General features: G+C 67.5%; 22 protein-coding genes. 3 read left to right on the forward strand and 19 right to left on the reverse strand.

The window, feature by feature from the left end; all coding sequences use genetic code 11:
- The 14 genes from E3T49_RS03900 to E3T49_RS03965 all read right to left on the reverse strand — a co-directional run bounded on the left by E3T49_RS03900 (position 1) and on the right by E3T49_RS03965 (position 14905).
- A complete protein-coding gene (locus E3T49_RS03900) occupies positions 1-411 on the reverse strand; it encodes a DUF779 domain-containing protein (protein ID WP_134423609.1) in 411 nt (136 codons plus the stop codon).
- A 136-nt stretch (positions 412-547) separates the two neighbouring features.
- A complete protein-coding gene (gene exaC, locus E3T49_RS03905) occupies positions 548-2071 on the reverse strand; it encodes an acetaldehyde dehydrogenase ExaC (protein ID WP_134423611.1) in 1524 nt (507 codons plus the stop codon).
- An 81-nt stretch (positions 2072-2152) separates the two neighbouring features.
- The gene (locus tag E3T49_RS03910) at positions 2153-3520 is read right to left on the reverse strand and encodes a sigma-54-dependent transcriptional regulator family protein (RefSeq protein WP_134423613.1); all 1368 of its coding nucleotides are present in this window, start codon (positions 3518-3520) and stop codon (positions 2153-2155) included.
- Positions 3521-3607: 87 nt separating this feature from the next.
- Positions 3608-4738, reverse strand: coding sequence for a 3-dehydroquinate synthase (gene aroB / locus E3T49_RS03915; RefSeq protein ID WP_134423615.1), 1131 nt, complete (start codon positions 4736-4738; stop codon positions 3608-3610).
- Complete coding sequence (locus E3T49_RS03920) at positions 4735-5250, reverse strand: shikimate kinase (protein ID WP_174722372.1); 516 nt, start codon at positions 5248-5250, stop codon at positions 4735-4737. The genes aroB and E3T49_RS03920 overlap by 4 nt, the downstream gene beginning before the upstream one ends.
- Before the next feature lie 17 nt (positions 5251-5267).
- Complete coding sequence (gene aroC, locus E3T49_RS03925) at positions 5268-6473, reverse strand: chorismate synthase (protein WP_134423617.1); 1206 nt, start codon at positions 6471-6473, stop codon at positions 5268-5270.
- 5 nt (positions 6474-6478) lie between these two features.
- Positions 6479-7372, reverse strand: a complete 894-nt coding sequence (locus E3T49_RS03930; RefSeq protein ID WP_134423618.1) for a shikimate dehydrogenase family protein — start codon at positions 7370-7372, stop codon at positions 6479-6481.
- Positions 7365-8609 carry an endolytic transglycosylase MltG gene (mltG, locus tag E3T49_RS03935; RefSeq protein WP_134423619.1) on the reverse strand — a complete coding sequence of 415 codons (1245 nt, stop codon included), beginning with the start codon at positions 8607-8609 and terminating at the stop codon, positions 7365-7367. Before mltG ends, E3T49_RS03930 begins: the two co-directional genes overlap by 8 nt.
- Positions 8606-9130 carry a Holliday junction resolvase RuvX gene (ruvX, locus tag E3T49_RS03940; RefSeq protein WP_174722373.1) on the reverse strand — a complete coding sequence of 175 codons (525 nt, stop codon included), beginning with the start codon at positions 9128-9130 and terminating at the stop codon, positions 8606-8608. The genes mltG and ruvX overlap by 4 nt, the downstream gene beginning before the upstream one ends.
- A 4-nt stretch (positions 9131-9134) precedes the next feature.
- On the reverse strand, positions 9135-11789 hold the full coding sequence (gene alaS, locus E3T49_RS03945; protein ID WP_134423620.1) for an alanine--tRNA ligase: 2655 nt from the start codon (positions 11787-11789) through the stop codon (positions 9135-9137).
- A 43-nt stretch (positions 11790-11832) separates the two neighbouring features.
- Positions 11833-12063 (reverse strand): hypothetical protein, encoded by a 231-nt coding sequence (locus E3T49_RS03950; RefSeq protein WP_134423621.1) that lies wholly within the window; start codon positions 12061-12063, stop codon positions 11833-11835.
- A gap of 133 nt (positions 12064-12196) precedes the next feature.
- Positions 12197-12571 carry a DUF948 domain-containing protein gene (locus E3T49_RS03955; RefSeq protein ID WP_134423622.1) on the reverse strand — a complete coding sequence of 125 codons (375 nt, stop codon included), beginning with the start codon at positions 12569-12571 and terminating at the stop codon, positions 12197-12199.
- A 133-nt stretch (positions 12572-12704) separates the two neighbouring features.
- Positions 12705-13334, reverse strand: a complete 630-nt coding sequence (gene rpsD / locus E3T49_RS03960) for a 30S ribosomal protein S4 (protein WP_134423623.1) — start codon at positions 13332-13334, stop codon at positions 12705-12707.
- 230 nt (positions 13335-13564) lie between these two features.
- On the reverse strand, positions 13565-14905 hold the full coding sequence (locus E3T49_RS03965) for a replication-associated recombination protein A (protein ID WP_134423624.1): 1341 nt from the start codon (positions 14903-14905) through the stop codon (positions 13565-13567).
- A 171-nt stretch (positions 14906-15076) separates the two neighbouring features.
- Here E3T49_RS03965 and E3T49_RS03970 point away from each other — a divergent pair, with 171 nt between their 5' ends.
- From E3T49_RS03970 to E3T49_RS03980, 3 genes are all read left to right on the forward strand, one after another.
- Complete coding sequence (locus E3T49_RS03970; RefSeq protein WP_134423625.1) at positions 15077-15877, forward strand: peptidylprolyl isomerase; 801 nt, start codon at positions 15077-15079, stop codon at positions 15875-15877.
- A 91-nt stretch (positions 15878-15968) separates the two neighbouring features.
- Positions 15969-17201 (forward strand): DUF349 domain-containing protein, encoded by a 1233-nt coding sequence (locus E3T49_RS03975; protein WP_134423626.1) that lies wholly within the window; start codon positions 15969-15971, stop codon positions 17199-17201.
- A gap of 103 nt (positions 17202-17304) precedes the next feature.
- Positions 17305-17907 carry a hypothetical protein gene (locus E3T49_RS03980; RefSeq protein WP_134423627.1) on the forward strand — a complete coding sequence of 201 codons (603 nt, stop codon included), beginning with the start codon at positions 17305-17307 and terminating at the stop codon, positions 17905-17907.
- Positions 17908-17931: 24 nt separating this feature from the next.
- On the opposite strand, the gene E3T49_RS03985 is transcribed toward E3T49_RS03980, so the two are convergent.
- The 5 genes from E3T49_RS03985 to ruvB form a co-directional block, all read right to left on the reverse strand.
- Complete coding sequence (locus tag E3T49_RS03985; protein WP_420898524.1) at positions 17932-20205, reverse strand: RelA/SpoT family protein; 2274 nt, start codon at positions 20203-20205, stop codon at positions 17932-17934.
- A gap of 86 nt (positions 20206-20291) precedes the next feature.
- A complete protein-coding gene (gene secF / locus E3T49_RS03990) occupies positions 20292-21317 on the reverse strand; it encodes a protein translocase subunit SecF (RefSeq protein ID WP_134423628.1) in 1026 nt (341 codons plus the stop codon).
- The gene (secD, locus tag E3T49_RS03995; protein WP_134423629.1) at positions 21317-23053 is read right to left on the reverse strand and encodes a protein translocase subunit SecD; all 1737 of its coding nucleotides are present in this window, start codon (positions 23051-23053) and stop codon (positions 21317-21319) included. Before secD ends, secF begins: the two co-directional genes overlap by 1 nt.
- A 67-nt stretch (positions 23054-23120) precedes the next feature.
- Positions 23121-23507, reverse strand: coding sequence for a preprotein translocase subunit YajC (yajC, locus tag E3T49_RS04000; protein WP_134423630.1), 387 nt, complete (start codon positions 23505-23507; stop codon positions 23121-23123).
- A gap of 99 nt (positions 23508-23606) precedes the next feature.
- The gene (gene ruvB / locus E3T49_RS04005) at positions 23607-24656 is read right to left on the reverse strand and encodes a Holliday junction branch migration DNA helicase RuvB (RefSeq protein ID WP_134423685.1); all 1050 of its coding nucleotides are present in this window, start codon (positions 24654-24656) and stop codon (positions 23607-23609) included.
- Between the last annotated feature and the right edge of the window lie 2 nt (positions 24657-24658).

Consider the following 24658-nt stretch of genomic DNA (forward strand, 5'->3'; position numbering starts at 1 on the left):
CTACTCGAAGGACTCCATCAGCCGGGATCGCAGCAGGAACCGCACGCCGCGGGGCGCTTCGACGGAGAATCCGCCGCCGCGGCCGGGAACGACGTCGACCGTGAGGAAGGTGTGGCTCCAGTACTCGAATTGCTCCGCCGACATCCAGAAGTCGATCGGCTGCGCGGTCCCGCCGAGTGGTGCGACGTCGAGTCGACCGAGCAGAACGTCCCGGTCCGAGACGATGAATTCGCCCTCCGGAAAGCACATCGGTGAGGAGCCGTCGCAGCAGCCCCCGGACTGGTGGAACATCAGCGGGCCGTGTTCGTCCCAGAGGCTGCGGAGCAGGTCGACCGCGACGGCCGTGAGCTCCACCCGCGGAATCGTCTCTCCCGGGATGGTGATCGTTGCGGTGACGCCTGTCTCCGGCATGGATGTTCCCTTCTGGTTGCGACCCCCGGGCCTGGGTCCGCCGAGGGTTATCGCCTCGGCGGCCCCTGGCCGGGGCCGGTGGTGCCGTGAGTGGTCCGGCTGTCGCGCCAGCGTAGGCCGGACCGGCGTCACGTGCCTAGAAGAAGCCCAGCTTGTTCTCGCTGTAGGACACGAGGAGGTTCTTCGTCTGCTGGTAGGCGGTCAGCGCGAGCTTGTTGTTCTCCCGGCCGATTCCCGAACTCTTGTAGCCGCCGAACGACGCCCCCGCCGGGTAGGCGTGGTAGTTGTTCACCCAGACCCGGCCGGCCTGGATGTCCCGCCCGGCCCGGTAGGCGATGTTTCCGTTGCGGGACCAGACCCCGGCTCCGAGCCCGTAGAGGGTGTCGTTGGCGATGGAGATGGCGTCGTCGTAATCGGTGAAGCTGGTCACCGCGAGCACCGGTCCGAAGATCTCCTCCTGGAACAGGCCCATCTTGTTGTGGCCCTCGAAGATGGTGGGCTCCACGTAGTAGCCTCCGCTCAGGTCACCGCCGAGGTCGACCCGCTCTCCGCCGAGCGCCAGCGTCGCACCCTCCTTCTTGCCGATGTCGATGTAGGAGAGGATCTTCTCGAGCTGGTCGTTGCTGGACTGCGCGCCGACCTGGGTCGCGGTGTCGAGCGGGTTGCCCTGGATCACCGTGCGGGTGCGCTCGACGGCGTCGCTCAGGAAGTCGTCATAGATCGGTTTCTGCAGCAGCGCCCGGCTGGGCGCGGTGCACACCTCGCCCTGGTTGAACGCGAAGAGCACGAAGCCCTCCTGCGCCTTGTCGTAGAAGGCGTCCTTCTCCTGGGCCACATCGCTGAAAAAGATGTTGGGGCTCTTGCCGCCGAGTTCCATCGTCGACGGGATGATGTTGGCGCTCGCGTACTGCATGATCAGGCGCCCGGTCGAGGTCTCCCCCGTGAACGCGATCTTGCGGATCCGCGACGACGACGCGAGCGGCTTGCCGGCCTCGATGCCGAATCCGTTGACGATGTTGAGCACCCCCGGTGGCAGCACGTCACCGATCAGGTCGATCAGCACGAGGATCGACACGGGGGTCTGTTCGGCCGGCTTGAGGACGATCGCGTTGCCGGCGGCCAGGGCCGGGGCCAGCTTCCACACGGCCATCAGGAGCGGGAAGTTCCAGGGGATGATCTGCCCGACGACGCCGAGAGGCTCGTGGAACTGGTACGAGACCATGTCCCCGTTCAGTTCGGCATGGTCGCCGTCCTGGGCCCGGATCGCGGAGGCGAAGTATCGGAAGTGGTCGGAGCAGAGCGGGATGTCCGCGTTCAGGGTTTCCCGGACCGGCTTGCCGTTCTCCCAGGTCTCGGCGACGCTGAGCAGTTCGAGGTTCGCGTCGATGATGTCGGCGATCCTGTTGAGCACCGCCGCGCGCTCAGTCGATGAGGTCTTGCCCCACGCCGGCGCTGCCCGGTGTGCGGCATCCAGTGCCAATTCGATGTCCTCCGCCGTGCCGCGGGCCACCTCGGCGAATGGCTTGCCGTTGACGGGCGAGATGTCTTCGAAGTACTGACCCTTGACGGGTTTGACCCACTCGCCGCCGATCCAGTTCTCGTAGCGGGGCTTGAAGGTGACTAGGGCACCCGGTGTTCCGGGGTTGGAATAGACGGTCATGATCTCTCCTCGTCGACGACATTGTCGGTGGGATTCGCCTGTTGCGAACCTGGGCCTGAGCCTAGGAAAGAGAACGTTTCTTCAGCGTTGCGGGAGGTTGCGGGGCGCGGAGACCGGACCCGCGTGGTCCAGCTCGGCTTCGATCCGGCTGAGCCGCGCCACCACGGATGCCCGTTTCGGCGACCGGGCCGGCAACAGTTCCAGGCACGCGCGCCACACCTCACTGTCGTAGGTGGCCTCGTCGGTGCGGGCGTACTCCAGCAGGAGTTCGGCGGACGCATCCGTGAGCATGGCCTGCCGCAGCCGCGCCGAGATCTCGGCGCGGATCTCGACGATCCCGGGTGCGGTCGAACTCGGCAGCACGGGCCCTCGGTAGGCCCCGAGCGCCACCCGATGCGCACCGCGCTCCAGGAAGGCGAGCACGCGCTGCGCGTCCAGTTCGATGGCCGTCTCCAGACGGTAGGGGCGGGAGGCGATGCTGATCCTCGGGCTGGTGTGTTCGAGGACCTTGCGCAGCCGCACCATCTCGGCGCGCAGGTTGTCGACGGCGTTGGCCTGGTCGGTGAGCAGCAGCGACAGCCGGTCGGCGGAGAGGCCGTCCCGGTTCCACGCCAGCAGGGTGAGGATTTCCGCGTGCCGCGGGCTGATCTCCAGCGGGCCGTCGGCAGTCTCTAACCGGCCGTGATCGCCGCCCAGCACTCCCAGCCGGGCGGGCGCGGGCCGAGTGATCGGCGGACCCGAGGGTACGCCGAAGAAGCGGGCGACGGTGGCCGGTCCCGCCGCCGCGCTCAGCCGCTGGATGCGCAGTTCAGCCTCCATGGCCGCGACGGCCGCTTCCACCAGTGGCAGGGTCTGCGGAGCGACGGCTTCGTCGCCACCCGTGATGTCGATCACGCCGAGAACGGCTCCGGAGTGCGGGTCGTGGATGGGCACGGCCGTGCAACTCCACGGATGCGCCAGCTCGTTGAAGTGTTCGGCCCGCTGGATCTGGATCCCATGACCGAGGGTCAGCGCCGTTCCCGGTGCGCTCGTGCCCACCCGGCGCTCGGACCAGTCGGAGCCTTCCACGAAAAGCATGTCTTCGGCCCGCCGACGCACGACACGGTCTCCGTCGATCCAGAGCAGACGTCCGAACTCGTCGCCGATGGCGACGATCAGGCCGGAGTGAAACGTGTGGCGGATCAGGAGATTGTGAACCACCGGCAGCACCGATGCCAGTGGGTGCCGGTCGCGCAGTTCCCGCAGCGCGTCGACGCTGACCTCCTGCTCGGGAGCGAGCCGGGACGGATCGAGGCTGAGCGACAGCGACCGCTCCCAGGATTCTTTGACCACTCGGCGTACCCCGGGACCCACATACCGTTCCGTGACGGCGGCTTCGTGGGCCTGCGCAAGCCGACCGTGACTGCCTCCGGCGAACCCGGCCGGCCGATCGATCCACGGACTCGTCATGAAACCTCCGAACAGCTTTGGTCAGCGGCGATCGGAGGCGAAGCCCGATCAGGGGCCAGTCTAGGCCTCCCGGTCGGGCAATACCGTCTAGGAGCCGATCTCCTGGTACGCGGCGAAGAGAAGGGATGTGTCGGGTCCTTCCAACACGGTGGGCTTGCCGATGTCGTCGAGCACGATGAAACGGAGCATTCCGCTGCGGGTCTTCTTGTCGCGCTGCATGGTGGCGAGAAGGGTGCTCCACCGGCCGACCGGGTAGGTGGTGGGCAGAGTCAGAGATTCCAGGATGCGGCGGTGCCGGTCGACCGCCTCGTCGGAGAGGCGTCCGCTCAGCCGGGCCACCTCCGCGGCGAACATCATGCCCACAGCGACGGCGGCCCCGTGGCGCCAGCCGTAGCGTTCGGCGTGCTCGACCGCGTGGCCGAGAGTGTGACCGTAGTTCAGGATCTCGCGCAGGCCGGACTCCTTGAAGTCCTCCCCCACAACCTGGGCCTTCATCCCGACCGCGAGTTCGAGCACCCGCCGGAACTGCGGGGTGTGCGGGTCGGTGACCGCCGCGACATCCGCTTCGACGATGTCGAGGATCTCGGGGAGCTGGATGAAACCGGCCTTCACGATCTCGGCGAAACCGGCCAGGATCTCGTTCCGGGGCAGGTCGTCGAGCACGTCCAGGTCGCAGAGGACCGCGGCGGGCGCGTAGAACGTGCCCACGAGGTTCTTGCCCTCGGCGGTGTTGATGCCGTTCTTGCCGCCCACGGCGGCGTCCACCATGCCGAGCACGCTGGTCGGGATCTGCACCAGGCGCACGCCGCGCAGCCAGGTCGCCGCGACGAAGCCGGCCAGGTCGGTGACGGCGCCGCCGCCGAAACCGATGACGGCATCGGTGCGGCTGAAGTCGGCCTGGCCCATGACCTGCCAGCAGAACGCGGCCACCTCGACCCGCTTGGCGGCTTCGGCGTCGGGCACCTCGGCGATCAGCACCTCGAATTTGCCGAGCAGGCTCTCGCGCAGGGCGACGGCGCGGGCGCCGAGGTGGGACGTGTGCACGATGAGCACCTTCGCCACCTTCGGGCCGAGCTGTTCGACGACGTCGTCGATGAGGCCGCGCCCGATCAGCACGGGGTAGCTGTCGGCACCGGCAACGGTGATGACGGTGGTGGCGGGCTCGAGGGCAGGCTCAGTGATGGGCTCGGTGGATTCAGGCACAGGTGCTCCGGTCATGATCGTTTCTTGGTCCATTTCACGACGTCATCAGCGATGGCGTCCAGGGGACGATGTGAGGTGTCGAACCGGATGCCGGCCAGAGCCTCGTAGACGGGCCGGCGCTCGGCGTAGATGCGCTTCCAGTCCGCGATCCCGTTTCGCAGGAGCGGTCGTTTGCCGCCGGTGATCCTGGCCCCGGCGGCTCGGGCCGACACGCTCAGGTACACGACGGAACACCCGGCCAGGTCGGCCTGGGTTTCCGTGTCGAGCACGGCTCCCCCGCCGAGCGAGACCACGGCCTGCTCGGTCAGGGCGTGGGCCACGGCCTGACGTTCAAGCGCTCTGAAGTGCTCCTCGCCGTGTTGCTCGAAGATGTCCTTGATCGGGCCGTGCTGGTCGACGATGCGGTGGTCGGTGTCGATGAACGGCACGTCGAGCGCCTTGGCCACCCTCCGACCGATCTTGGTCTTGCCGGCGGCCATGGGCCCGATGAAGACGAGGGGCAGGATCGGATGCGTCGGCGCGGCCATTGCGTACTCCGGCGTCTCTAGAGGGAGGCGTCGCTGGACGCGCCCGTCTGGAGGTTCGCCGGGATGTGGGCCAGGTAGGCGTCCAGGTTGCGGCGGGTCTCCGCGACGGAGTCGCCACCGAACTTCTCCAGGACGGAGTTCGCGAGAACGAGGGCGACCATGGCTTCGGCGACCACGCCGGCGGCTGGAACGGCACAGACATCCGACCGCTGGTGGTGCGCGGGGGCTGCCTCGCCGGTGGCCACATCGACCGTGCGCAGGGCACGCGGGATGGTGGAGATCGGTTTCATTCCGGCGCGCACGCGCAGCACGGTTCCCGTGCTCATGCCGCCTTCGGTGCCGCCGGCCCGGTCGCTGACCCGCTGGATTCGCCCGTCGGACTGCACGAGCTCGTCGTGGGCCACCGAGCCCCGCCGGGTGGTGGTCAGGAAGCCGTCGCCGACCTCGACGCCCTTGATGGCCTGGATGCCCATCAGCGCGGCCGCCAGCTGCGAATCGAGGCGGCGGTCCCAGTGCACGAACGAGCCGAGCCCGGGGGGAAGATTGTAGGCCAGCACCTCGACGACCCCGCCGAGGGTGTCGCCGTCCTTGTGGGCCTGATCGACCTCGGCCACCATCAGGGCGCTGGTCGCGGCGTCGAAGCAGCGCAGCGGGTCGGCGTCGAGGACGTCGACGTCGTCGGGTGCGGGCAGCAGGGCGTCTTCGGGAACCCGGACCGGCCCGATCGACAGGGTGTGGCTGACCAGGGTGATGCCGAGCTCGGCCAGGAATGAGCGGGCGACCGCACCGAGCGCGACGCGAGCGGCGGTTTCGCGGGCGCTGGCACGCTCCAGCACCGGGCGGGATTCGTCGAAGTCGTACTTCTGCATGCCGACAAGGTCGGCGTGGCCGGGCCGGGGCCGGGTCAGCGGGGCGCCGCGTCCGCGGGCGGACGAGGTCTGCACCGGCTCGGGGCTCATCACCTCGGCCCACTTGGGCCATTCGGTGTTGCCGATCCGCAGGGCCACCGGTCCACCCATGGTGAGACCGTGGCGCACGCCGCCGGAGATGTTCAGTTCATCCTGCTCGAATTTCATGCGCGCACCACGGCCGTAGCCGAGTTTGCGGCGCGCAAGGTCGAGGCGGATCGCATCTAGAGTGACCGGGATTCCAGCGGGCAAACCCTCGACGATAGCGATGAGTTCGGGGCCGTGGGACTCTCCGGCAGTGAGCCAACGAAGCATGACCACTATCCTGTCACAGCCTGTCGGGTCAGGGCGCCGCGCATGGCCTGCAGCACGCCGGCCTCGTTCGGAAGGGGCTCGAACGGGTCCCCGGAGACGAAGATCCGCACCTGGACCAGGGCCTGGTGCAGCAGCATGCCCTCGCCGGACACGGCGGTGCCGCCCGCGAGCACCCACGACCGGGCGAGGGAGCTGGGCCACGGAGCGTAGCTGACGTCGAAGAGAACCGCCGTGCGGCGCAGGTCGGCGGGGAACTCCGCGCCGAGGACGCTGCCTCCGGGGAGGGTGCTGATGACCAGGTCGCTCACGCGTTCGGGGTTGGGCAGGTCGGTCAGGGGGTGCACCGTGACGACGACCCCGAGGCTCTGGCCCAGTGCGACCAGGGCGGCGGCCTTGGCGGGGCTGCGGACGAGCACGTCGACAGTCTCGGCGCCCAGCTCGGCCGCGGCGACCAGGGCGGATGCCGCCGTGGCGCCGGCTCCGAGCAGGGTCACGTGCACCGCGCGCCGCACGCCGGCTTCGGCGAGGGCGCGCACCAGGCCGGTCACATCCGTGTTGAAGCCGTGCAGTGTTCGCCGGCCGTCGGTCTCACCGAGCAGCACCGTGTTGACCGAGCCGGTCTGCTCGGCGATCCGGTCGAGCCCGTCGAGGTGCGCCTGCACCTCGTGCTTGAGGGGCATGGTCAGGGAGAGTCCCCGCCACTCGCCCCCCAGGGAACCGAGAAAGTCGGACAACCCGCCGGCCGCCACGCGCACGGCGTCGTAGCGCCAGTCCAGCCCGAGCGCCCCGTAGGCGGCGCGGTGCAGCGCGGGCGACAGGGAATGTTCGATGGGTGAGCCCAGCACCGCCAGACGGCAGGCGGGGGGCGGGGCAGGGGTGGAGGTGACGGGCTCAGTCATATTCGGGGTGCTCGTCCATCCACGCGAGCCACTTCGCCACGGCGGCCTCATGCTCCTCGATGGTGGTGGAGAAGATCGTCTCACCGGTGTCCAGGTTCCACGATACGAAGTACAGCCAGCTGCCCTCGGCCGGGTTGACGGCGGCGTCGATCGCCACGTCGCCGGGGTTCGAGATCGGTCCCACGGGCAGCCCGGGGTGCACATAGGTGTTGTAGGCATTGGCGGCGTCGGCGCGTTCGGCATCCGTGGTGGTCACCCGGTCGGTGGCCCCGGTGCCGTAGGCGACGGTGGCGTCGGACTGCAGCAGTCCGCTCTCCCACCGGGCCGGGTCGAGCCGGTTCAGGAAGACCCGGGACACCTTGTAGAAGTCCTCGGTCAGTCCGGCCTCACGCTGGATGAGAGCCGCGAGCACGATGGTCTTCCAGCGGTCTGCCGGGGCGACGCCCGCGGCGTCGAGCGCCTCGAATTGCCGGTCCACGAGCATCCGGATGGCATCGGTGGCCGTGGTGTCCGCGGGGAACGTGTACGTCGCCGGGAACAGGAACCCCTCGAGCGTGGTGGCCTCGGCAGGCAGCCCGTACGGTGTCACGTCCGCGGCGGCGACCTTCAGGTCGGCGAGAGGGATGCTGGTTCCCTCGGTGATCAACTGCAGGATGGCCGTGGTCGTGGTGCCCTCGGGGATGACGACGGTCTGCTCGAGCTTGGTGTCCGCATCGAGCAGGGCGTCGAGGGCCGCGCGGGCGCTCATCTGCTCGGCCAACCGGTAGGCACCCGGCTGGAATACGGGTTCCGGGGACTCCTCGCGCAGCAGCTGGTAGAACGCGTCGTAGCTCTTCACGACGTCCTGGGCGACGAGAGTGTTCGCAATGTCTTGCCCGGTGTCGCCGTCATGGATCATCACCACGACCTCCGCATCGCCGGTGCCGTCGTAGTCGGCCGGCCCCTGCACCATGCCGATGACCGTGCCGATCGGCTCCTGCAGCAGGACGGCGGCGGCGCCGGCCAGGCCGATCAGAACCAGGAACACGATCAGGCAGCCCCAGGCGCCGCGGCGACTTTTCTTCTTCTTCCGGGCCGGTTCGGAATCCAGCAGGGCACGGCGGCTGGACCGGGTCCCCTCCTCCCGCGATTCGCGCAGGGCGCGGCGCGAGCTCGATGTGTCGACGGGACTCTCGGGATTCGCCGGGTCGGCCGGAACGTGCGGAGGTCCGGCGGGGCCGGCGGGAGGGATCGTCATCGTCGAGGGTGCCCTTCAGGTGGTGCGGCAGCCGGCGGTGCGGCGGCTGAAAGCGGTTCGGTCCCAGGATCAACGGCGACGCCGGCGGGCGCGCCCTGGGTGCGTTCGCTGTCGAGGGCATGCTGCAGGATGATCACCGCGGCAACCTGGTCGACCACGGTCTTCTGGGTCTTGGCCTTGCGCCCCGCGGCACGCAGAACAGACTGCGCCGCGACGGTGGAGAGGCGTTCGTCGACCAGGCGCACCGGCACGGCCAGGGTGCGGGCCAGAACCTCGGCGAAGCCCACGGCATCATTGGTCGATGCCGTCCGGTTGCCCGACAGTGCCAGGGGCAGCCCCACGACGACCTCGATCGCGTCCAGCTCGGCCACCACTGCCACGATCCGGGCTACGTCCAGGGTGCCGGAGAGGTCACGGCTCACGGTCTCGACCGGGGTGGCCAGCATTCCGTGCGGGTCGCTGCGGGCCAGTCCGATCCGGGCTTTCCCGACGTCGACTCCGACCCGCACGCCATGACGCATGGGCTCAGCCTGCTACGGCTGATCGGACGGCCATGAGGGCCTTCGGAATGGCGGCCACGTCGGTGCCACCACCCTGCGCGAGGTCGTCTTTGCCGCCACCGCCACCGCCGAGGATGCCGGCGACCTGCTTGGCCAGGGACCCGGCGCGGTGTCCGGCTTCCCGTGCTGCGGGGTTGGTGGCCACGATGACCACGGGCTTGTCGGCGACGACTGCTGCCAGGGCCACGACGGCCGGCGCACCGCCGAGTTGGGTGCGCGTGGCCGTGACCAGCATCCGCAGGTCGTCGGCGGAGCCCAGCGGGCCCACATTCTCAGCCACGACGCTGACGGAGCCCGCCATCGCGGCGGAGGAGACGAGGGCCGGCACCTTGTCGGTGAGCGCCCGGGCCTCGAACGCCGCAATCTTCTTCTCCGCGGCCTTGAGGTTCAGCACGAGCTCGTTGATGCGCTCGGGCAGCTGGTCCCTGGGCGTCTTCAGATTCGCGGTCAGCTGGGAGACGAGCGCGCGCTCCGCGGCCAGGTCGCGGAAAGCCTCGAGCCCCACCAGCGATTCGACCCGGCGATTCGTCGATCCGACGGAACCCTCGCTGACGAGGCTGATCATGCCGATCTCCGCACTGGATTCGACGTGGGTTCCCGCGCACAGTTCGCGCGACCAGGGACCGCCGATGTCTACCACACGCACGCGGTCGCCGTACTTCTCGCTGAAAAGGGCCATCGCGCCGAGGGCCTTGGCCTCGGCGAGAGGCAGCTCCCGGGTGACCACGGGCAGGTTGTCCCGGATGGCGTTGTTGGAGATCTCTTCGATTTCGCTGCGCGTCGCCGGGGACAGCGCCTGGTTCCAGGAGAAGTCGAGGCGGAAGAAGCCGGCTTTGTTGTACGAACCCGACTGGTGCGCGTTCGGGCCGAGCACCTGGCGCAGCGCCGCATGCAGCACGTGGGTGCCCGAGTGCGCCTGGCGGGCGCCGCGGCGCCAGTCCGGGTCGACGACGCTGGTGGCCGGGTCCCCGACGCCGACCTCTCCGGAGCGCACCTGTACCTTGTGGCTGATCAGTCCCTTGACGGGCTTCTGCACGTCGAGGACCTCGAGCTCGTAGCCGGTGCCGACGATCAGCCCGGCGTCGGCTTCCTGTCCCCCGGATTCCGCATAGAGGGCCGTCTCGGCGAGGATGACTTCGGCGATCTCGCCGGACACGGCACGGTCGACGGACAGTCCCTTGACGATGATGCCGAGCACGCATGATTCGGTCTGCAGGGCGTCATAACCGGTGAAGACCGTCTCCCCCGCCGCCCGGAAGGCGCTGTACACCGACAGGTCGGCGAGGTGCGTCTTCTTGGCCTTGGCGTCGGCCTTGGCCATGGCGCGCTGTTTGCTCATGAGAGTGTCGAAGGCTTCGCGGTTGACGCTGAGGCCGGCTTCCTCGGCCATTTCGAGGGTGATCTCGATCGGGAAACCATAGGTGTCGTGCAGGAGGAACGCGGTGTCCCCCGGCAGCACGGCCTTATCGGCCTTCTTCGTCTTCGCCACGGCAAGGTCGAGCACGGCGCTGCCGCTGGCGAGGGTGCGCAGGAAGGTTTCCTCTTCGGCATACGCTGCCTGGCTGATCCGGGCGTAGTCGGCTTTGACCTCGGGGTACGCGCCCGCCATGGCATCGCGCGAGGCCGGGAACAGCTCGGGGAAGGTCGCGGCGTCGACGCCGAGGAGGCGCATGGCGCGCACGCTGCGGCGCATCAGGCGACGCAGGATGTATCCGCGGCCCTCATTGGACGGCATGACTCCGTCACTCATCAGCATCAGGGACGACCGCACGTGGTCGGCGACGATGCGCATCCGTACGTCGTCGTCGTGCACCGCACCATAGCGGCGGCCGGACAGTTCCGCGGCCCGGTCGAGGACCGGGCGCACCTGGTCGATTTCGTACATGTTCTGCACGCCCTGCTTGAGGAAGGCGACGCGTTCGAGCCCCATGCCCGTGTCGATGTTCTTCTTGGGCAGATCGCCGAGGATGACGAAGTCGTTCTTGCTGGTGCCCTCGCCGCGGAGGTACTGCATGAACACCAGGTTCCAGATTTCGACGTAGCGGTCGTCGTCGGTGGCCGGGCCGCCGTCGATGCCGTACTCGGGACCACGGTCGAAGAAGATCTCCGAGCAGGGGCCGGCGGGGCCGGGCTGCCCGGTAGACCAGTAGTTCGTGTCCATGCCCAGACGCTGGATGCGGTGCTCGGGCAGGCCGAGGGCGCGCCAGTAGCGGAACGCTTCGTCGTCGTCTTCGTAGACGGTCACCCAGAGGTCCTTCTCGGCGAAGCCGTAGCCGCCGTCCGCCTCGGAGCTGGTGAGCAGCTCCCACGCGTATCCGATCGCTTCTTCCTTGAAGTAGTCGCCGAACGAGAAGTTGCCGTTCATCTGGAAGAAGGTGCCGTGGCGCGGTGTTTTGCCGACCTCTTCGATGTCGTTGGTGCGGATGCATTTCTGCACACTGGTCGCACGCGGGTACGGCGCCGGCACCAGACCGGTCAGGTAGGGCACGAACGGAACCATGCCGGCCACCGTGAAGAGGAGTGTGGGGTCGTCGCTGACCAGCGAAGCGGACGGGACGACAGTGTGTCCACGATCGGCAAAGAAGTCGAGCCAGCGCCCGCGAATTTCAGCAGTCTGCATTAGTTCCGTAGTTCGTTGAAGCGAAAAATGAGAGGGGTGTTGCTTATTTGGTGAGGGTGTCGATCACGTCTTCGGTGTTCGATGCCGCGTCGCCGATGGCGTCCCTCAGTTCGGCTTCGCGCTTCCGGTAGCCGTCCGAGATGGCCTCACCGAATTCGCGCGCCTTGGTGTCGAGATCGGCGAAGAACTGCTTGCCTTGACGCGTCTTGCCGGCCTCACGGGCGACGAGAAGCCCGGTGGTCAGACCGACGACAAACCAGATGAAACTCTTCATGACAATGCTCCCTGACTACGTGTGGAGACCCTGATAGGTGGTGAAACTGGTGGCTCACGGCGGCCCGAGTGTCTCGAACGACCACCTGACCGGTGAATCCCAGACTCGACCGGCCCCTTGCCAGAGTAGCCGACTAGCTGCGCCGCCGACGGGTGCCGCCGCCGCGGACAGAGCCGAGGGCCGCCCGAACGCCGGCGGAGAAGCCGGCCAACTTGACCAGCGGGCCGCCGACCGTCGCCGCGACGAGCGCCACCAGTGCGGACACGTTACCGGTGACATCCGCCACATTCGACGTGATGGTGTCGACCCGGGCCAGCTGGGCGTTGGTCTCCTGGATGGTTTTCGTGGATTCCTCGAGCAGTGGGGTCACGGTGTGCGTCAGGTCACGGATGGACCGGGTCGTTTCGTCGAAGACCCGACCGATCTTGAACAGGGGCACCGCCAGGGCCAGGACCAGGACCAGGAATCCGCCCGCGAACGCGAGACCGACGATATCTCCACCTGACATTGACCAACCATCCATTCCAGATTCGGCATACGAGAGCCGGGTGCATACGCAAAGAGCGGACCACCCCACGGGTGATCCGCTCTCCAGCGTAGTTCAGTTGCAACGCCTGACGGCGGAGCGGGTGAAAAGGAACCTAGCGGGCCGCGTAGTACTCGACGACGAGCTGGACTTCACAGGTCACGGGGACTTCGATGCGCTTCGGGCGGCGCACGAGGCGGGCCTGCAGCTTGTCGATCTCGACCTCGAGGTAGGGCGGGAGCTTCGGCAGAACGTCGACGTGACCGCCGGCAGCTGCAACCTGGAACGGCTCCATGGCCTCGCTCTTGGGCTTGACGTGGATGAGCTGGCCCGGCTTCACACGGAAGGAGGGACGGTCAACCAGCTGGCCATCGATCAGGATGTGACGGTGCACGATCATCTGACGGGCCTGGGCCGTGGTGCGGGCGATGGCGGAACGCACGAGAAGAGCGTCGAGACGGGTCTCGAGGATCTCGACGAGGTTCTCACCGGTCAGTCCCTGAGCGCGGCGAGCTTCCTCGAATGCGATCTTGAGCTGAGCTTCGCGGATGCCGTACTGGGCGCGTAAGCGCTGCTTTTCGCGGAGGCGAACGGCGTAGTCGGAGTCGGTCTTGCGCTTGGTGCGACCGTGCTCGCCCGGTGCGTAAGGACGCTTCTCCAGGTAGCGAGCGGCCTTCGGGGTCAGGGCGATGCCCAGGGCCCGCGAGAGGCGGGTCTTACTGCGGGTACGTGACTTGGTAGACACGGTGTCCTTTCGATGGAACTGCAAACAAGGGGAAACCAGGGCGTGCTCCTGGGGCGCGAGCCAGCAGGGCTGACTGGGCACAGGCACAGCGTCATGGGAGTTCAGAGGGGTGGTGCCACGGGTTGCCCGGCTACAGAGCGAAACCCATCCAAACCGGAATCGGACGCAGCCGCATGCCAATTCCAGTTGTAGGCAGCCTTCAGGTTAGCACAGCGGCACGCTCGGCCGGCCTACCGGGCCCGGATGATCTTGCGCAACTTGGCGAGTCGGGCGGACACCTCACGCTCATGGCCGTGCTCCGTGGGTGCGTAGTACCGCACGTCGGTGAGCTCGTCCGGCGGGTACTGCTGCGCGAGCACGCCGAGTGCGTCGTCGTGGGGGTATTTGTAGCCCCGGCCATGCCCGAGACGCTTGGCGCCCGGGTAGTGCGCGTCCCGCAGCGGCTTCGGAACCCGACCGGTCTTACCGGCGCGCACGTCGGCGATCGCCGCGTCCAGCGCCACATAGGCCGCGTTGGACTTGGGTGCCGTCGCCAGGTGCACGACCGCCTGGGCCAGCGGAATGCGCCCTTCCGGCATGCCGATGTACGCCACGGCATCCGCGGCGGCGATGGCGATCAGCAGCGCCTGGGGGTCCGCCATGCCGATGTCCTCCGACGCCAGCACGATGATGCGACGGCAGATGAACCGGGGGTCTTCACCGGCCTCGATCATGCGCGCAAGGTAGTGCAGTGAGGCGTCCACGTCTGAGCCGCGAACGGATTTGATGAACGCGCTGATGACGTCGTAGTGCTCGTCGCCGTTGCGGTCGTAGCGCAGCAGGGCGCGGTCGACGGCGAGCGAGACGATCTCGGTCGTGATGACCGGCTGCGTGCCGGCGTCCGGCGGGGTGGAGGACGCCGCCGCCACCGAACCTGCCTCCAGCGCGGTCAGGGCACGCCGAGCATCGCCCGAGGCGAGCCGGATGATGGCCGCTCGAGCCTCGGGGTCGAGCCGGAACCGGTCAGCGAGACCCCGCGGGTCGATGACGGCGCGGTCGACCACAACCCCGAGATCCTCGTCGCTCAGCGTCTCGAGGGTCAGGAGCAGAGAGCGGGACAGCAGCGGGGAGATGACGGAGAAGGAAGGGTTCTCGGTCGTCGCGGCCACGAGGATGATGACCCCGTTCTCCACCCCGGGAAGAAGGGCATCCTGCTGGGCTTTGCTGAATCGGTGGATCTCGTCGAGGAAGAGCACCGTGGACAGGCCGTAGAGGTCGCGGCTGGTGCGTGCCTCCTCCATCACCTGGCGCACGTCGCGCACACCGGCGGACACGGCCGACAGCTCGACGAAACGGCGCCCTGAACTGTGGGCGATGGCCTGGGCCAGAGTGGTCTTGCCTGTGCCGGGCGGTCCCCACAGGATGACCGAGACAGCACCCTGCTCCCCCGTCTTGTCACTGGCCAGGCTGACCAGGGGCGACCCGGGGGTGAGCAGATGCTTCTGGCCGGCGACCTCGTCAAGGCTCGTCGGGCGCATCCGCACGGCCAGGGGTGTGGCGCCGCTGCGGAGTCCCGGTTGTGAATCCACCATGGGTCCAGCGTAGTTTGTGCCGGTGACCGGGCCGATCCCCGACCGATTCGGTGCAGGGAGTGTTTTGCCCGGGTAGGCCGGGTTGCGTAGAGTTCAACGAGGTTCGGGCGTTGCCGCCCGGCCATTCCTGCTCGATCTGGCCTCCACTGAAGGCCGCCTGGAGGCTACGACGTGGTACCGAACAAGAAGCAAGATCGTGAAGCCCGTGAAGCGCGCGTTCGAGTGCGCGCATTCCAGGCCCGTCGGACGGTGAACGAACACCAGGTGAAGCGGCGCACACGGGACAACGTCATCGCCGGAGTCGCCGGGGTTGCCGTCGTGGCCCTGGCCGTCGGGGCCCAGATCCTGTTCTTCTCCGCCGGCCCCGGCAGCACGGCTCCCTCGACCGCGGCCTCGGCCACGCCCAGCGCTTCGGCGGACCCGTCCGAGAATGCCAACACGGGCGACGTGCCCCCCAGTTCCCTCGCCGAGGACCGCACCTGGAGCGGCACGCTGGCTCTCAATGACATCCCGCTCGGGATCGAACTCGACGGCGCCCTGGCCCCGCAGGCCGTGTCGTCGACGATCGACTTGATCAACACCGGTTTCTACCAGGATGTGACCTGTCACCGGCTGACCGACGGCGGCTTCTTCGTGCTGCAGTGCGGCGACCCGGAGGGTACCGGTTCCGGTGGGCCCGGTTACAGCTACGGGCCGATCGAGAACGCCCCCGCCGACAACGTGTACCCGGCCGGCACGCTGGCCATGGCCCGCCAGGGCGGCAACGCGTACAGCATGGGCAGCCAGTTCTTCATCGTGTACGACGACACGACCATCCCGGCGGACGCGGTGGGCGGCTACACGGTCCTCGGCAAGGTCACGAGCGGGCTGGACGAAATCAAGGCCCAGATCACGGATGCCGGCGTCGCCGACGGCTCTGCGGACGGCGCCCCCGCGGTGCCGACGAGCATCACTGAGGTATCAGTTCAGTAGAACAGACAAACAGCGGTCAGGCTTGCAATAAGCTTGGTTCTGTATTGGCTCATCCGTGGGCACACACAACGACATCATTAAGGTGAGGCTCTTGACTACGACAGATCAGCAACCATGGGGTCGCGTAGACGAAACCGGCACGGTTTACGTGCGCGAAGCATCAGGCGAACGCGCCGTCGGTCAGTATCCCGACGCGACGCCGGAGGAGGCACTGGCCTACTTCGAACGTAAATACGTCGAGCTCAACGGCCAGGTCACGCTCCTCGAACAGCGCGCCAAGGGTGGAGCTCCCGCCGCCGACATCGCGAAATCCGTCAAACACCTGACGGAGACCGTGGCGACCGCCAACGCGGTCGGCAACCTGGCAGCGCTGGCCGCTCGCCTGGGCGCCCTCGGCGGTGCCGTCACCGAGCTCACCGAGCAGCAGGGCGCCGAAGCGAAGGCAGCGGCCACCGCGGCCATCGCCGAGCGGGCCGCGATCGTCGCCGAGGCCGAGGCTCTCGCCGCCGAAGATCCGGCCAAGACGCAGTGGAAGCAGACCAGCGCTGCTCTCGAGGCTCTCTTCGCCAAGTGGCAGGCCCACCAGCACGACGCTCCGCGCATCCCCAAGGGTGAGGCCAATGACCTGTGGAAGCGTTTCCGTGCCGCCCGCACCACGATCGAGCAGAACCGCAAGGCGTTCTTCGCTGAGCTGGACAGTGCTCACAAAGACGTTCGCAACCGCAAGCAGCACCTGATCGAGCAGGCCGAAGCGCTCGCGCCCAAGGGTGCCGACGGCATCCCGGCCTACCGCAACCTTCTCGACGAGTGGAAGCTCGCCGGCCGTAGCGGCAAGAAGCAGGACGACGCCATGTGGGCCAAGTTCAAGGCTGCCGGCGACGTGCTCTACTCGGTGAAGTCCGAGATCGATGCGCAGGACGACGAGGAGTTCGCGGGCAACCTGACGCTCAAGCTCGAACTGCTCACCGAGGCGGAACTGCTGCTGAACGAGACGGACCGGGCGAAGGCGCGCACCGCGCTGAGCTCGATCCAGCGTCGCTGGGATGCCATCGGCAAGGTTCCCCGCGACTCGGTCAAATCCGTCGAGGACCGCATGCGCAAGGTGGAAGCCGCCGTGCGCAAGCTCGACGACGACCACTGGAAGCGCAACAACCCGGAGACCAAGGCTCGCGCTGAGGGTATGGCCGGCCAGCTGCACGACGCCATCACCAAGCTCGAGGCCGAACTGGCCACCGCGCAGGCCGGTGGCGACGCCGCGGCCATCGCCGCCGCCACCGAGGCCCTCGAGACCCGGAAGGCGTGGCTGAAGGCCATCGGCCAGTAGCCAATAGCCAGTAGCCAACCATCCACAGCACGCCGAACGGGGATCTGTCCACAGATCCCCGTTCTGCGTTCCGGTCGGCCGACCGTGGCCGCACGCTGTGTCGATGACCTCGCGGCTGCGCTCAGTGCTCTCTTCCCGGGACCTTCCCCTCGCCGAGCTGTGCAGCGCCCGGCTCGATGGGGAACTCTTCAGCCTGGGCGACTTCTGGTGCCCGGTCGACGAGATTGACGATGCCGCTCGGCGCGCCCGTGCCGCCGGACTGCTTCCATCGTCGCCGCGGGCGATCGCCGAGCGGATGACGGCGGCCTGGATCTACGGTCTGGCACCCGTGCCGCGCCGCCACCAATTCTGCGTGCAGGTTTCGGCACGGATGAAACTGGTGCCATCGCCGCGACTGCAGATCCGCGAGCTCAGCTGTCCCTCGGACCAGCTTCAGAGCATCTCCGGCCTGCGCGTCACCCTGCCCCTGCGGACGGCCGTCGACCTGGCACGCTGGCCGCATGACGACGCCGAGCCGGCCGACCCGGCAGGCGAACCCTTCCAGGCTGCCGTGGACCGGGTCCCGCTGATCGCGGCGCTCATCCGGTTCGCGGGCCACACCACCGTCGAGCCCGCGCGCCGCCTGCTGGAGGCGCCCAACCTGCCGTTCAAGGCGCAGGCCCTCGCCCGGCTGGACGACGTGCAACGATATCTCGACACGTACTAGCGCGTCGGCACCGCGTGGTGCGGGTCAGCCGTCGTTGACGCGGTACACGTCGTACACGGCGTCGATCCGCCGCACGGCGTTCAGCACGCGGTCGAGGTGGGTGGTGTCCCCCATCTCGAAGACGAACCGGCTGATCGCGAGGCGATCGGTCGAGGTGTGCACCGTCGCCGACAGGATGTTGACGTGGTGCTCGGACAGAACGCGGGTGACGTCGGAGAGCAGCCCGGACCGGTCGAGGGCTTCGATCTGAATCTGCACCAGGAAGAGGCTCTTGGACGTGGGCGCCCAATCGACCTCGATCATCCGTTCGGGCTCCTTGAGCAGGGACTGCACATTGCGGCAGGATGCCTGGTGCACGGACACACCGGCCCCGCGGGTGATGAACCCGACGACCTTGTCACCGGGAACGGGCGTGCAGCAGCGGGCGAGCTTCACCAGGATGTCGGGCGCACCGCGCACGAGGATTCCGGAGTCACTGTTTCGCAGCGTCTGCGTGCGGCCGTGGGGTGCGAAGGGAAGGTCGGTCGCGTCGCTCTCCTCGACGCTCTGCAACGTGGCGACGACCTTCTCCAGGACCGACTGCGTGGACACGTGGCCTTCGCCGACGGCCGCGTACAGCGCGGAGACGTCTTCGTACTTCATCACCGCGGCGACCTCGGCGAAGGAGTCCTGGTTCATCAGTTTCTGCAGCGGCAGGTTCTGCTTGCGCATGGCGCGGGCGATGGCATCCCGGCCCTGCTCGATCGCCTCGTCGCGGCGTTCCTTGGTGAACCACTGCCGGATCTTGTTGCGCGCCCGGGGGCTCTTGACGAAGTTCAGCCAGTCCTTGCTGGGTCCGGAGTCGGGGTTCTTCGAGGTGAAGACCTCTACGACGTCTCCGGTGAGAAGTGGGCTCTCGAGCGGCACCAGGCGGCCGTTGACCTTGGCGCCCATCGTGCGGTGCCCGACCTCGGTGTGCACCGCGTAGGCGAAGTCGACCGGGGTGGCGTCGGCAGGCAGGCCGATCACGCGACCCTTGGGTGTGAAGACGTAGACCTCTTTGGCGCCGATCTCGTACCGGAGCGAGTCGAGGAACTCCCCCGGGTCGGCCGTCTCGGCCTGCCAGTCCGAGATGTGCGCGAGCCACGCCATGTCGGTGTCGCTCTGCGGGCCGGGACCGGCGCTCTTACCGGTGGTCTGTTCCTTGTACTTCCAGTGCGAGGCCACACCGAACTCGGCACGCTGGTGCATCTCCTGCGTGCGGATCTGGATTTCCACCGCACGGCCGCTCGGGCCGAGGACCGTGGTGTGCAGGGACTGGTACAGGTTGAACTTGGGGGTGGCGATGTAGTCCTTGAACCGGCCGGGCAGCGGAGTCCAGCGGGCATGGATGGCGCCGAGCACCGCGTAGCAGTCCCGCACCGAATTGACGAGCACCCGGATGCCGACCAGGTCGTAGATCTCGTCGAAGTCGCGGCCGCGCACGACCATCTTCTGGTAGATCGAGTAGTACTGCTTGGGTCGACCGGCCACCTTGCCCCGGATGCGAGCGGCCTTCAGGTCGTCGACGATCGAGTCGATGACGTGCTGCACGAACTCTTCCCGTTGGGGTGTGCGTTGTTTGACGAGGCTGTCGATCTCGGCGTAGAGCTTGGGGTACAGCACCGCGAAGGACAGGTCTTCGAGCTCCCATTTGATGGTTTGGATGCCCAGCCGGTGCGCGAGCGGGGCGTAGATCTCCAGGGTCTCGGTGGCTTTGCGCATCGCCGACTCGGCCGGAACGAAACCCCAGGTGCGCGCATTGTGCAGGCGGTCGGCGAGTTTGATGATCAGGACCCGGATGTCCTTCGACATCGCGACGATCATCTTGCGCACGGTCTCGGCCTGCGTGCTGTCGCCGTACTTGACCTTGTCGAGCTTGGTCACACCGTCGACGAGCATGGTGATCTCGTCACCGAAATCACCACGAAGCTGGTCAAGGGTGTACTCGGTGTCCTCGACGGTGTCGTGCAGCAGCGCGGCAGAGACGGTCTTCGGTCCGATGCCCAGATCCGCCAGGATCTGGGCGACTGCGACCGGATGCGTGATGTACGGCTCCCCGCTGCGCCGGAACTGCCCCTCATGGGCCTGTTCGGCAACGGAGTAGGCACGCTCGATGATCGACAGGTCCACCTTGGGGTGGTGCATCCGCAGGGTCTTCAGCAGCGTGTCGACGGCTCCGACAGGCTGGGCCCGGGAGAAGATCCGGGGCACCAGTCGCCGCAGTGACGCGGGCGGGAGCGGAGCCGGGGAGGCAGGCGGGGTTGTCAGCTCGGTCACCTGGTCGCCTCCATCCGTTTGATCAATTATCACTGCTCCCGGGCCGGTTGCTTACCACTCCGGCCCGGGCAGGACGAGTCTCGCTGTCAGGCCTCGACCTGCTCGGCCACCTTCACAGAGCCGGCCTTCACAGAGCCGGCCTTCGCCCGCTGGGCGAGCACCTTCTGGTCGGCCCTCCGCACGGCCGGCTCCGCGGAGCGGATCTGAGCGTACAGCGGCGACGCGATGAAGATCGTCGAGTAGGCGCCGGCGATGATGCCGATCAGCAGGGCCAGCGAGATGTCCCGCAGGGTTCCGGCCCCGAGCACGAGGGTTCCGATGAAGAGGATCGAGGCCACCGGCAGCACCGCGACGACCGAGGTGTTGATCGAGCGCACCAAGGTCTGGTTGACCGCAAGGTTGACCGACTCGCCGAACGTGCGCGTCTCCGCACCGGGTTCGGTCGTGTTCTCACGGATCTTGTCGAAGACCACGACGGTGTCGTAGAGCGAGTAACCGAGGATGGTGAGGAATCCGATCACGGCCGCCGGGGTGATCTCGAACCCGGTGATGCCGTAGATACCGGCGGTGATGACGAGGTCGTGCATCAGCGCCGTCATGGCCGCGAGCGACATCTTCCAGGTGCGGAAGTACAGGGCCATGCCGATGGCGGCGAGCACGAGGAAGATGAGGAGTCCGCGCAGGGCCTGACCGGTGATGTCCTGGCCCCAGGTCGCGCCGATGAAGGAGGCGGTGACCTGTTCGATCGGCACCTCGAAGGCATCCGCCAGGGCGGCGCGCACCTCGCGGGTCTCGTCGCTGGTGAGCTGGTCGGTCTGTACCCGGATGCCGGTGGTGCTGACGCTGGTCACCTTCGGCGCGGCCAGCGGCACAACCTCGGTCACCGCGTCGGCGGCCGCGGCCTGGTCCTGCTCGGCCACATCGGAGATCTTGAACTCGGATCCTCCCGTGAATTCGATGCCGAAGACGAATCCGCCGCGCAGCTGGGGAACCACAATGGCCACGAGGAGAGCCACCAGGGCGACCAGGTACCAGGTCTTGCGGCGTCCGACGATGTCGAACGAACGCTTACCGGTGTGCAGATCGTTGCCGAACTGGGCGAAGCTGGCCATTAGGAATCCTTCCCATCGGTCGATCGATCCGTACTGGAACCGACGAGTTCTGCTGCCTTGCGTTCGGCGATGGTCTGGCGTTTGGCTGCCTCACGGCTGGCCGAGGACAGTTTGGCGGACGGCATGTCCGACGCCGTCTTGAACGTTGCCCGGCCGCGGTAGGCGGCGCCCAGTGCCCGCGGGTCGAGCCCACTGTACTTGTGACCCTCGTTGAAGAACCGGGTGCGCGCAAGCAGCTGGAGCATCGGGTGCGTGAAGAGCATGACGACGAGCACGTCGACCAGGGTGGTGAGTCCGAGGGTGAGGGCGAAGCCCTTCACATTGCCGACGGCGACGATGAACAGAACACCGGCCGCCAGGATGTTGACGGCGTCGGAGGCGAGGATGGTGCGCAGGGCGCGCTTCCAGCCGGCTTCCACCGAGGACTCGAGCCCGCGGCCGTCCCGGAGTTCGTCACGCACACGCTCGAAGTAGACGATGAAGGAGTCCGCCGTGATGCCGATCGCGACGATCAGACCGGCGACGCCGGCCAGGGACAGGCGGTAGCCCTCCCGCCAGGACAGGATCGTGATCAACAGATAGGTGATGACGGCGGCGACGGTGAGAGACGCGACCGTGACAAGCCCGAGCAGCCGGTATTGGATGAGCGAGTAGATCACGACCAGGATGAGGCCGATCAGACCGGCGATCAGGCCACCGGTGAGCTGGCTCGAGCCGAGGGTGGCGGAGATGGTGTCCTGGCTCTGCACCGTGAAGCTGATCGGCAGGGCGCCGAATTTGAGCTGGTCGGCGAGGGCCTTGGAGGAATCCTGGTCGAAGTTGCCGCTGATCTGCGCGTTGCCGTCGGTGATGACGGCGAGGGTGCGCGGGGCGGAGATGACGTTGCCGTCGAGCACGATCGCGAACTGGTTCTGAGCCCCGGTGAGTCCGCTCAGCCGCGTGCTGACCGTGGCGAAGTACTTCGCTCCCGTGCTGTCGAAGACGATGTTGACGACCCATTCGCCGGTGGTGGCGCCGCTCTGGGTGGTCTGCTGGCCGTTGGTGGCGTCGGAGACGTTCTCACCGCTGACTTCCACCGGCCCGAGGATGTACTTGATCGACCCGTCGGACTCGCAGGTGATCAGAGGCTCGTCGGCCGGGGCCACACTGGTGTTGTCGATCTTGCTGCAATCGAAGGCTTCGTACTCGGCCTGGAGAGCGGGAGTGATCCAGTTCAGGTCGCTCCCGTCGGTGGGAACCGCGGTGGGGGTGCTCTCCAGGCTGGGGTCGACCGTGGGCGCCGGGGCGGGCGTGGCCACACCGTCTTCGCCGATCACGTCTTCACCCACGGCTGCCACCGAGGGTGCTCCGGCGACGAGGACCGGCCGGAACTCGAGCTTGGCCGAGGACTCGATCCGGTTGATGGTGGCGTCGTCCGGCACACCGGGGATGGACACGACGATGTTCTGGCCGCCCTGGGTGTTGATCTCCGCTTCGGAGACTCCCGCCGAGTCGATGCGTTGCCGGATGATCTTCACGGCCTCGTTCAGCTGGTCCGAGGAGACGGACTGCCCGGTTTCGAGCTTCGGCGCGAGGATGATCTGCGTGCCACCCTCGAGGTCGAGGGCCAGCTTGGGCGTCCAGGATCCGCCGCCGGTGAGGACGCCGGCCGTGTTGAGCGCGATCAGGCCGACGATGATCACACCCAGCCACGTGAGGGAACGCCAGGCCTTCTTGGCCGGAGACGACTTTGCCACCAGAGAACTCAGCTTTCTATGCTCATGCTCATGCCCGCGCCGAGGCGCGGGCATGGAGAGGGATTGGTTACGCGTCGCCCTTTTTGGGCTCGTCGTCGGTGTCTGCGATGCGCTGGCCGAAGTCGGGCTCGCCCATGACGGTGGCGTTGTCCTGGTTCAGTTCGGCGACACCCTCATCTTCAGGCTCGGCCACGATCGGTTCGACGACACGGGCGATGGTCTGACGGTGCAGCTGAACGACGGTGCCCGGAGCGATCTCAAGGGCGACCTTGTTCGCTTCTTCATCGATCGCGATGATCGTGCCGTACAGGCCGAAGTTGGTCATCACGTCGGCTCCGACGACCATCTGGGACTGCAGTGCAGCCTGATCCTTCTGGCGCTTGCGGCTGTTGCGGAACATGAAGAACACGAGCGCCGCGAGAACGGCGAGCATGACAAGAGTCAACGGATCCATAAAACTGTGAACCTTCCGGTAGCGGCACGAGGGCCGAAGTCTGTGCGTGCCGGTTCCGGGGGGAACCCGCACGAATGGTTCTAGGCGAACCAACTCGAATTATAGGTCATCCAGCATAAGAGGCACTGGCGGCCCGCCTGCCTGAGGTGCGCTCAGGCCGAAATGCCGCCACGCCTCCGGGGTGGCCACGCGTCCACGCGGGGTGCGCATCAGAAAACCGATTCGCACGAGGAACGGCTCCACGACTGCCTCGATGGTCTCGGACTCCTCGCCCACGGAGACCGCCAGGGTGTTGAGACCCACCGGTCCTCCCCCAAAACGGGTCAGGATGATGCGCATCACCTCCCGGTCGAGCCGGTCGAGGCCGATGGCGTCCACGTCGTAGAGCTCGAGGGCGGCGTGAACGGCGGCGAGATCGGCGTCTCCCCCGTGCACCAGCGCATAGTCGCGAACCCGTCGGAGGAGACGGTTGGCGATTCGCGGCGTGCCGCGGCAGCGGCCGGCGATCTCGGCCAAGGCCTCCTTCTCGATGACGAGGTCGAGCAGCTTGGCGGCGCGACCGAGGACCTGTTCGAGTTCGTGGTCGGCGTAGAACTCCAGGTGGGCGGTGAAACCGAACCGGTCGCGAAGCGGGTTGGGCAGCAGCCCGGACCGGGTGGTGGCACCCACGAGGGTGAACGGCGCCAGGTCGAGCGGCACGGAGGTGGCTCCGGCACCCTTGCCGACCATGATGTCGATACGGAAGTCTTCCATGGCCAGGTAGAGCATTTCCTCGGCGGAACGGGCCATCCGGTGGATCTCGTCGATGAAGAGCACCTCCCCCGGCACCAGCGATGAGAGCACGGCTGCGAGGTCGCCCGCGTGCTGGATGGCCGGGCCGCTGGACATCCGTAACGGTCGGTTGCCCTCATAGGCGATGATCATGGCGAGGGTGGTCTTGCCGAGCCCGGGCGGGCCCGCGAGGAGGATGTGATCGGGGGTGCGGCTCTGCATGGTGGCCGCCGTCAGCAGCAGCTGGAGTTGACCGCGCACCTTCTGCTGGCCGACGAACTCGCCCAGGCTGCGCGGTCGCAAGGCCCCCTCGAAGGCCAGTTCGGCGTCGCCTTCGAGTTCCGGCCGGGTCAGTTCAACGCCGGGGTCGCCCGCCAGGC

It is taken from the genome of Cryobacterium cryoconiti (assembly GCF_004403065.1).
In the GTDB taxonomy this organism is placed as follows: Bacteria; Actinomycetota; Actinomycetes; order Actinomycetales; family Microbacteriaceae; genus Cryobacterium; species Cryobacterium cryoconiti.

What these genes read in the sequence shown, in the direction of transcription:
- aroB (WP_134423615.1), bottom strand. Translation starts at nt 4,738, where the DNA reads ATGACCGGAGCACCTGTGCCTGAATCCACCGAGCCCATCACTGAGCCT.
- E3T49_RS03900 (WP_134423609.1), bottom strand. Translation starts at nt 411, where the DNA reads ATGCCGGAGACAGGCGTCACCGCAACGATCACCATCCCGGGAGAGACG.
- E3T49_RS03965 (WP_134423624.1), bottom strand. Translation starts at nt 14,905, where the DNA reads ATGGTGGATTCACAACCGGGACTCCGCAGCGGCGCCACACCCCTGGCC.
- mltG (WP_134423619.1), bottom strand. Translation starts at nt 8,609, where the DNA reads ATGACGATCCCTCCCGCCGGCCCCGCCGGACCTCCGCACGTTCCGGCC.
- yajC (WP_134423630.1), bottom strand. Translation starts at nt 23,507, where the DNA reads ATGGATCCGTTGACTCTTGTCATGCTCGCCGTTCTCGCGGCGCTCGTG.
- E3T49_RS03930 (WP_134423618.1), bottom strand. Translation starts at nt 7,372, where the DNA reads ATGACTGAGCCCGTCACCTCCACCCCTGCCCCGCCCCCCGCCTGCCGT.
- E3T49_RS03950 (WP_134423621.1), bottom strand. Translation starts at nt 12,063, where the DNA reads ATGAAGAGTTTCATCTGGTTTGTCGTCGGTCTGACCACCGGGCTTCTC.
- E3T49_RS03910 (WP_134423613.1), bottom strand. Translation starts at nt 3,520, where the DNA reads ATGACGAGTCCGTGGATCGATCGGCCGGCCGGGTTCGCCGGAGGCAGT.
- E3T49_RS03955 (WP_134423622.1), bottom strand. Translation starts at nt 12,571, where the DNA reads ATGTCAGGTGGAGATATCGTCGGTCTCGCGTTCGCGGGCGGATTCCTG.
- aroC (WP_134423617.1), bottom strand. Translation starts at nt 6,473, where the DNA reads ATGCTTCGTTGGCTCACTGCCGGAGAGTCCCACGGCCCCGAACTCATC.
- E3T49_RS03980 (WP_134423627.1), top strand. Translation starts at nt 17,305, where the DNA reads ATGACCTCGCGGCTGCGCTCAGTGCTCTCTTCCCGGGACCTTCCCCTC.
- ruvX (WP_174722373.1), bottom strand. Translation starts at nt 9,130, where the DNA reads ATGCGTCATGGCGTGCGGGTCGGAGTCGACGTCGGGAAAGCCCGGATC.
- secF (WP_134423628.1), bottom strand. Translation starts at nt 21,317, where the DNA reads ATGGCCAGCTTCGCCCAGTTCGGCAACGATCTGCACACCGGTAAGCGT.
- exaC (WP_134423611.1), bottom strand. Translation starts at nt 2,071, where the DNA reads ATGACCGTCTATTCCAACCCCGGAACACCGGGTGCCCTAGTCACCTTC.
- E3T49_RS03920 (WP_174722372.1), bottom strand. Translation starts at nt 5,250, where the DNA reads ATGGCCGCGCCGACGCATCCGATCCTGCCCCTCGTCTTCATCGGGCCC.
- alaS (WP_134423620.1), bottom strand. Translation starts at nt 11,789, where the DNA reads ATGCAGACTGCTGAAATTCGCGGGCGCTGGCTCGACTTCTTTGCCGAT.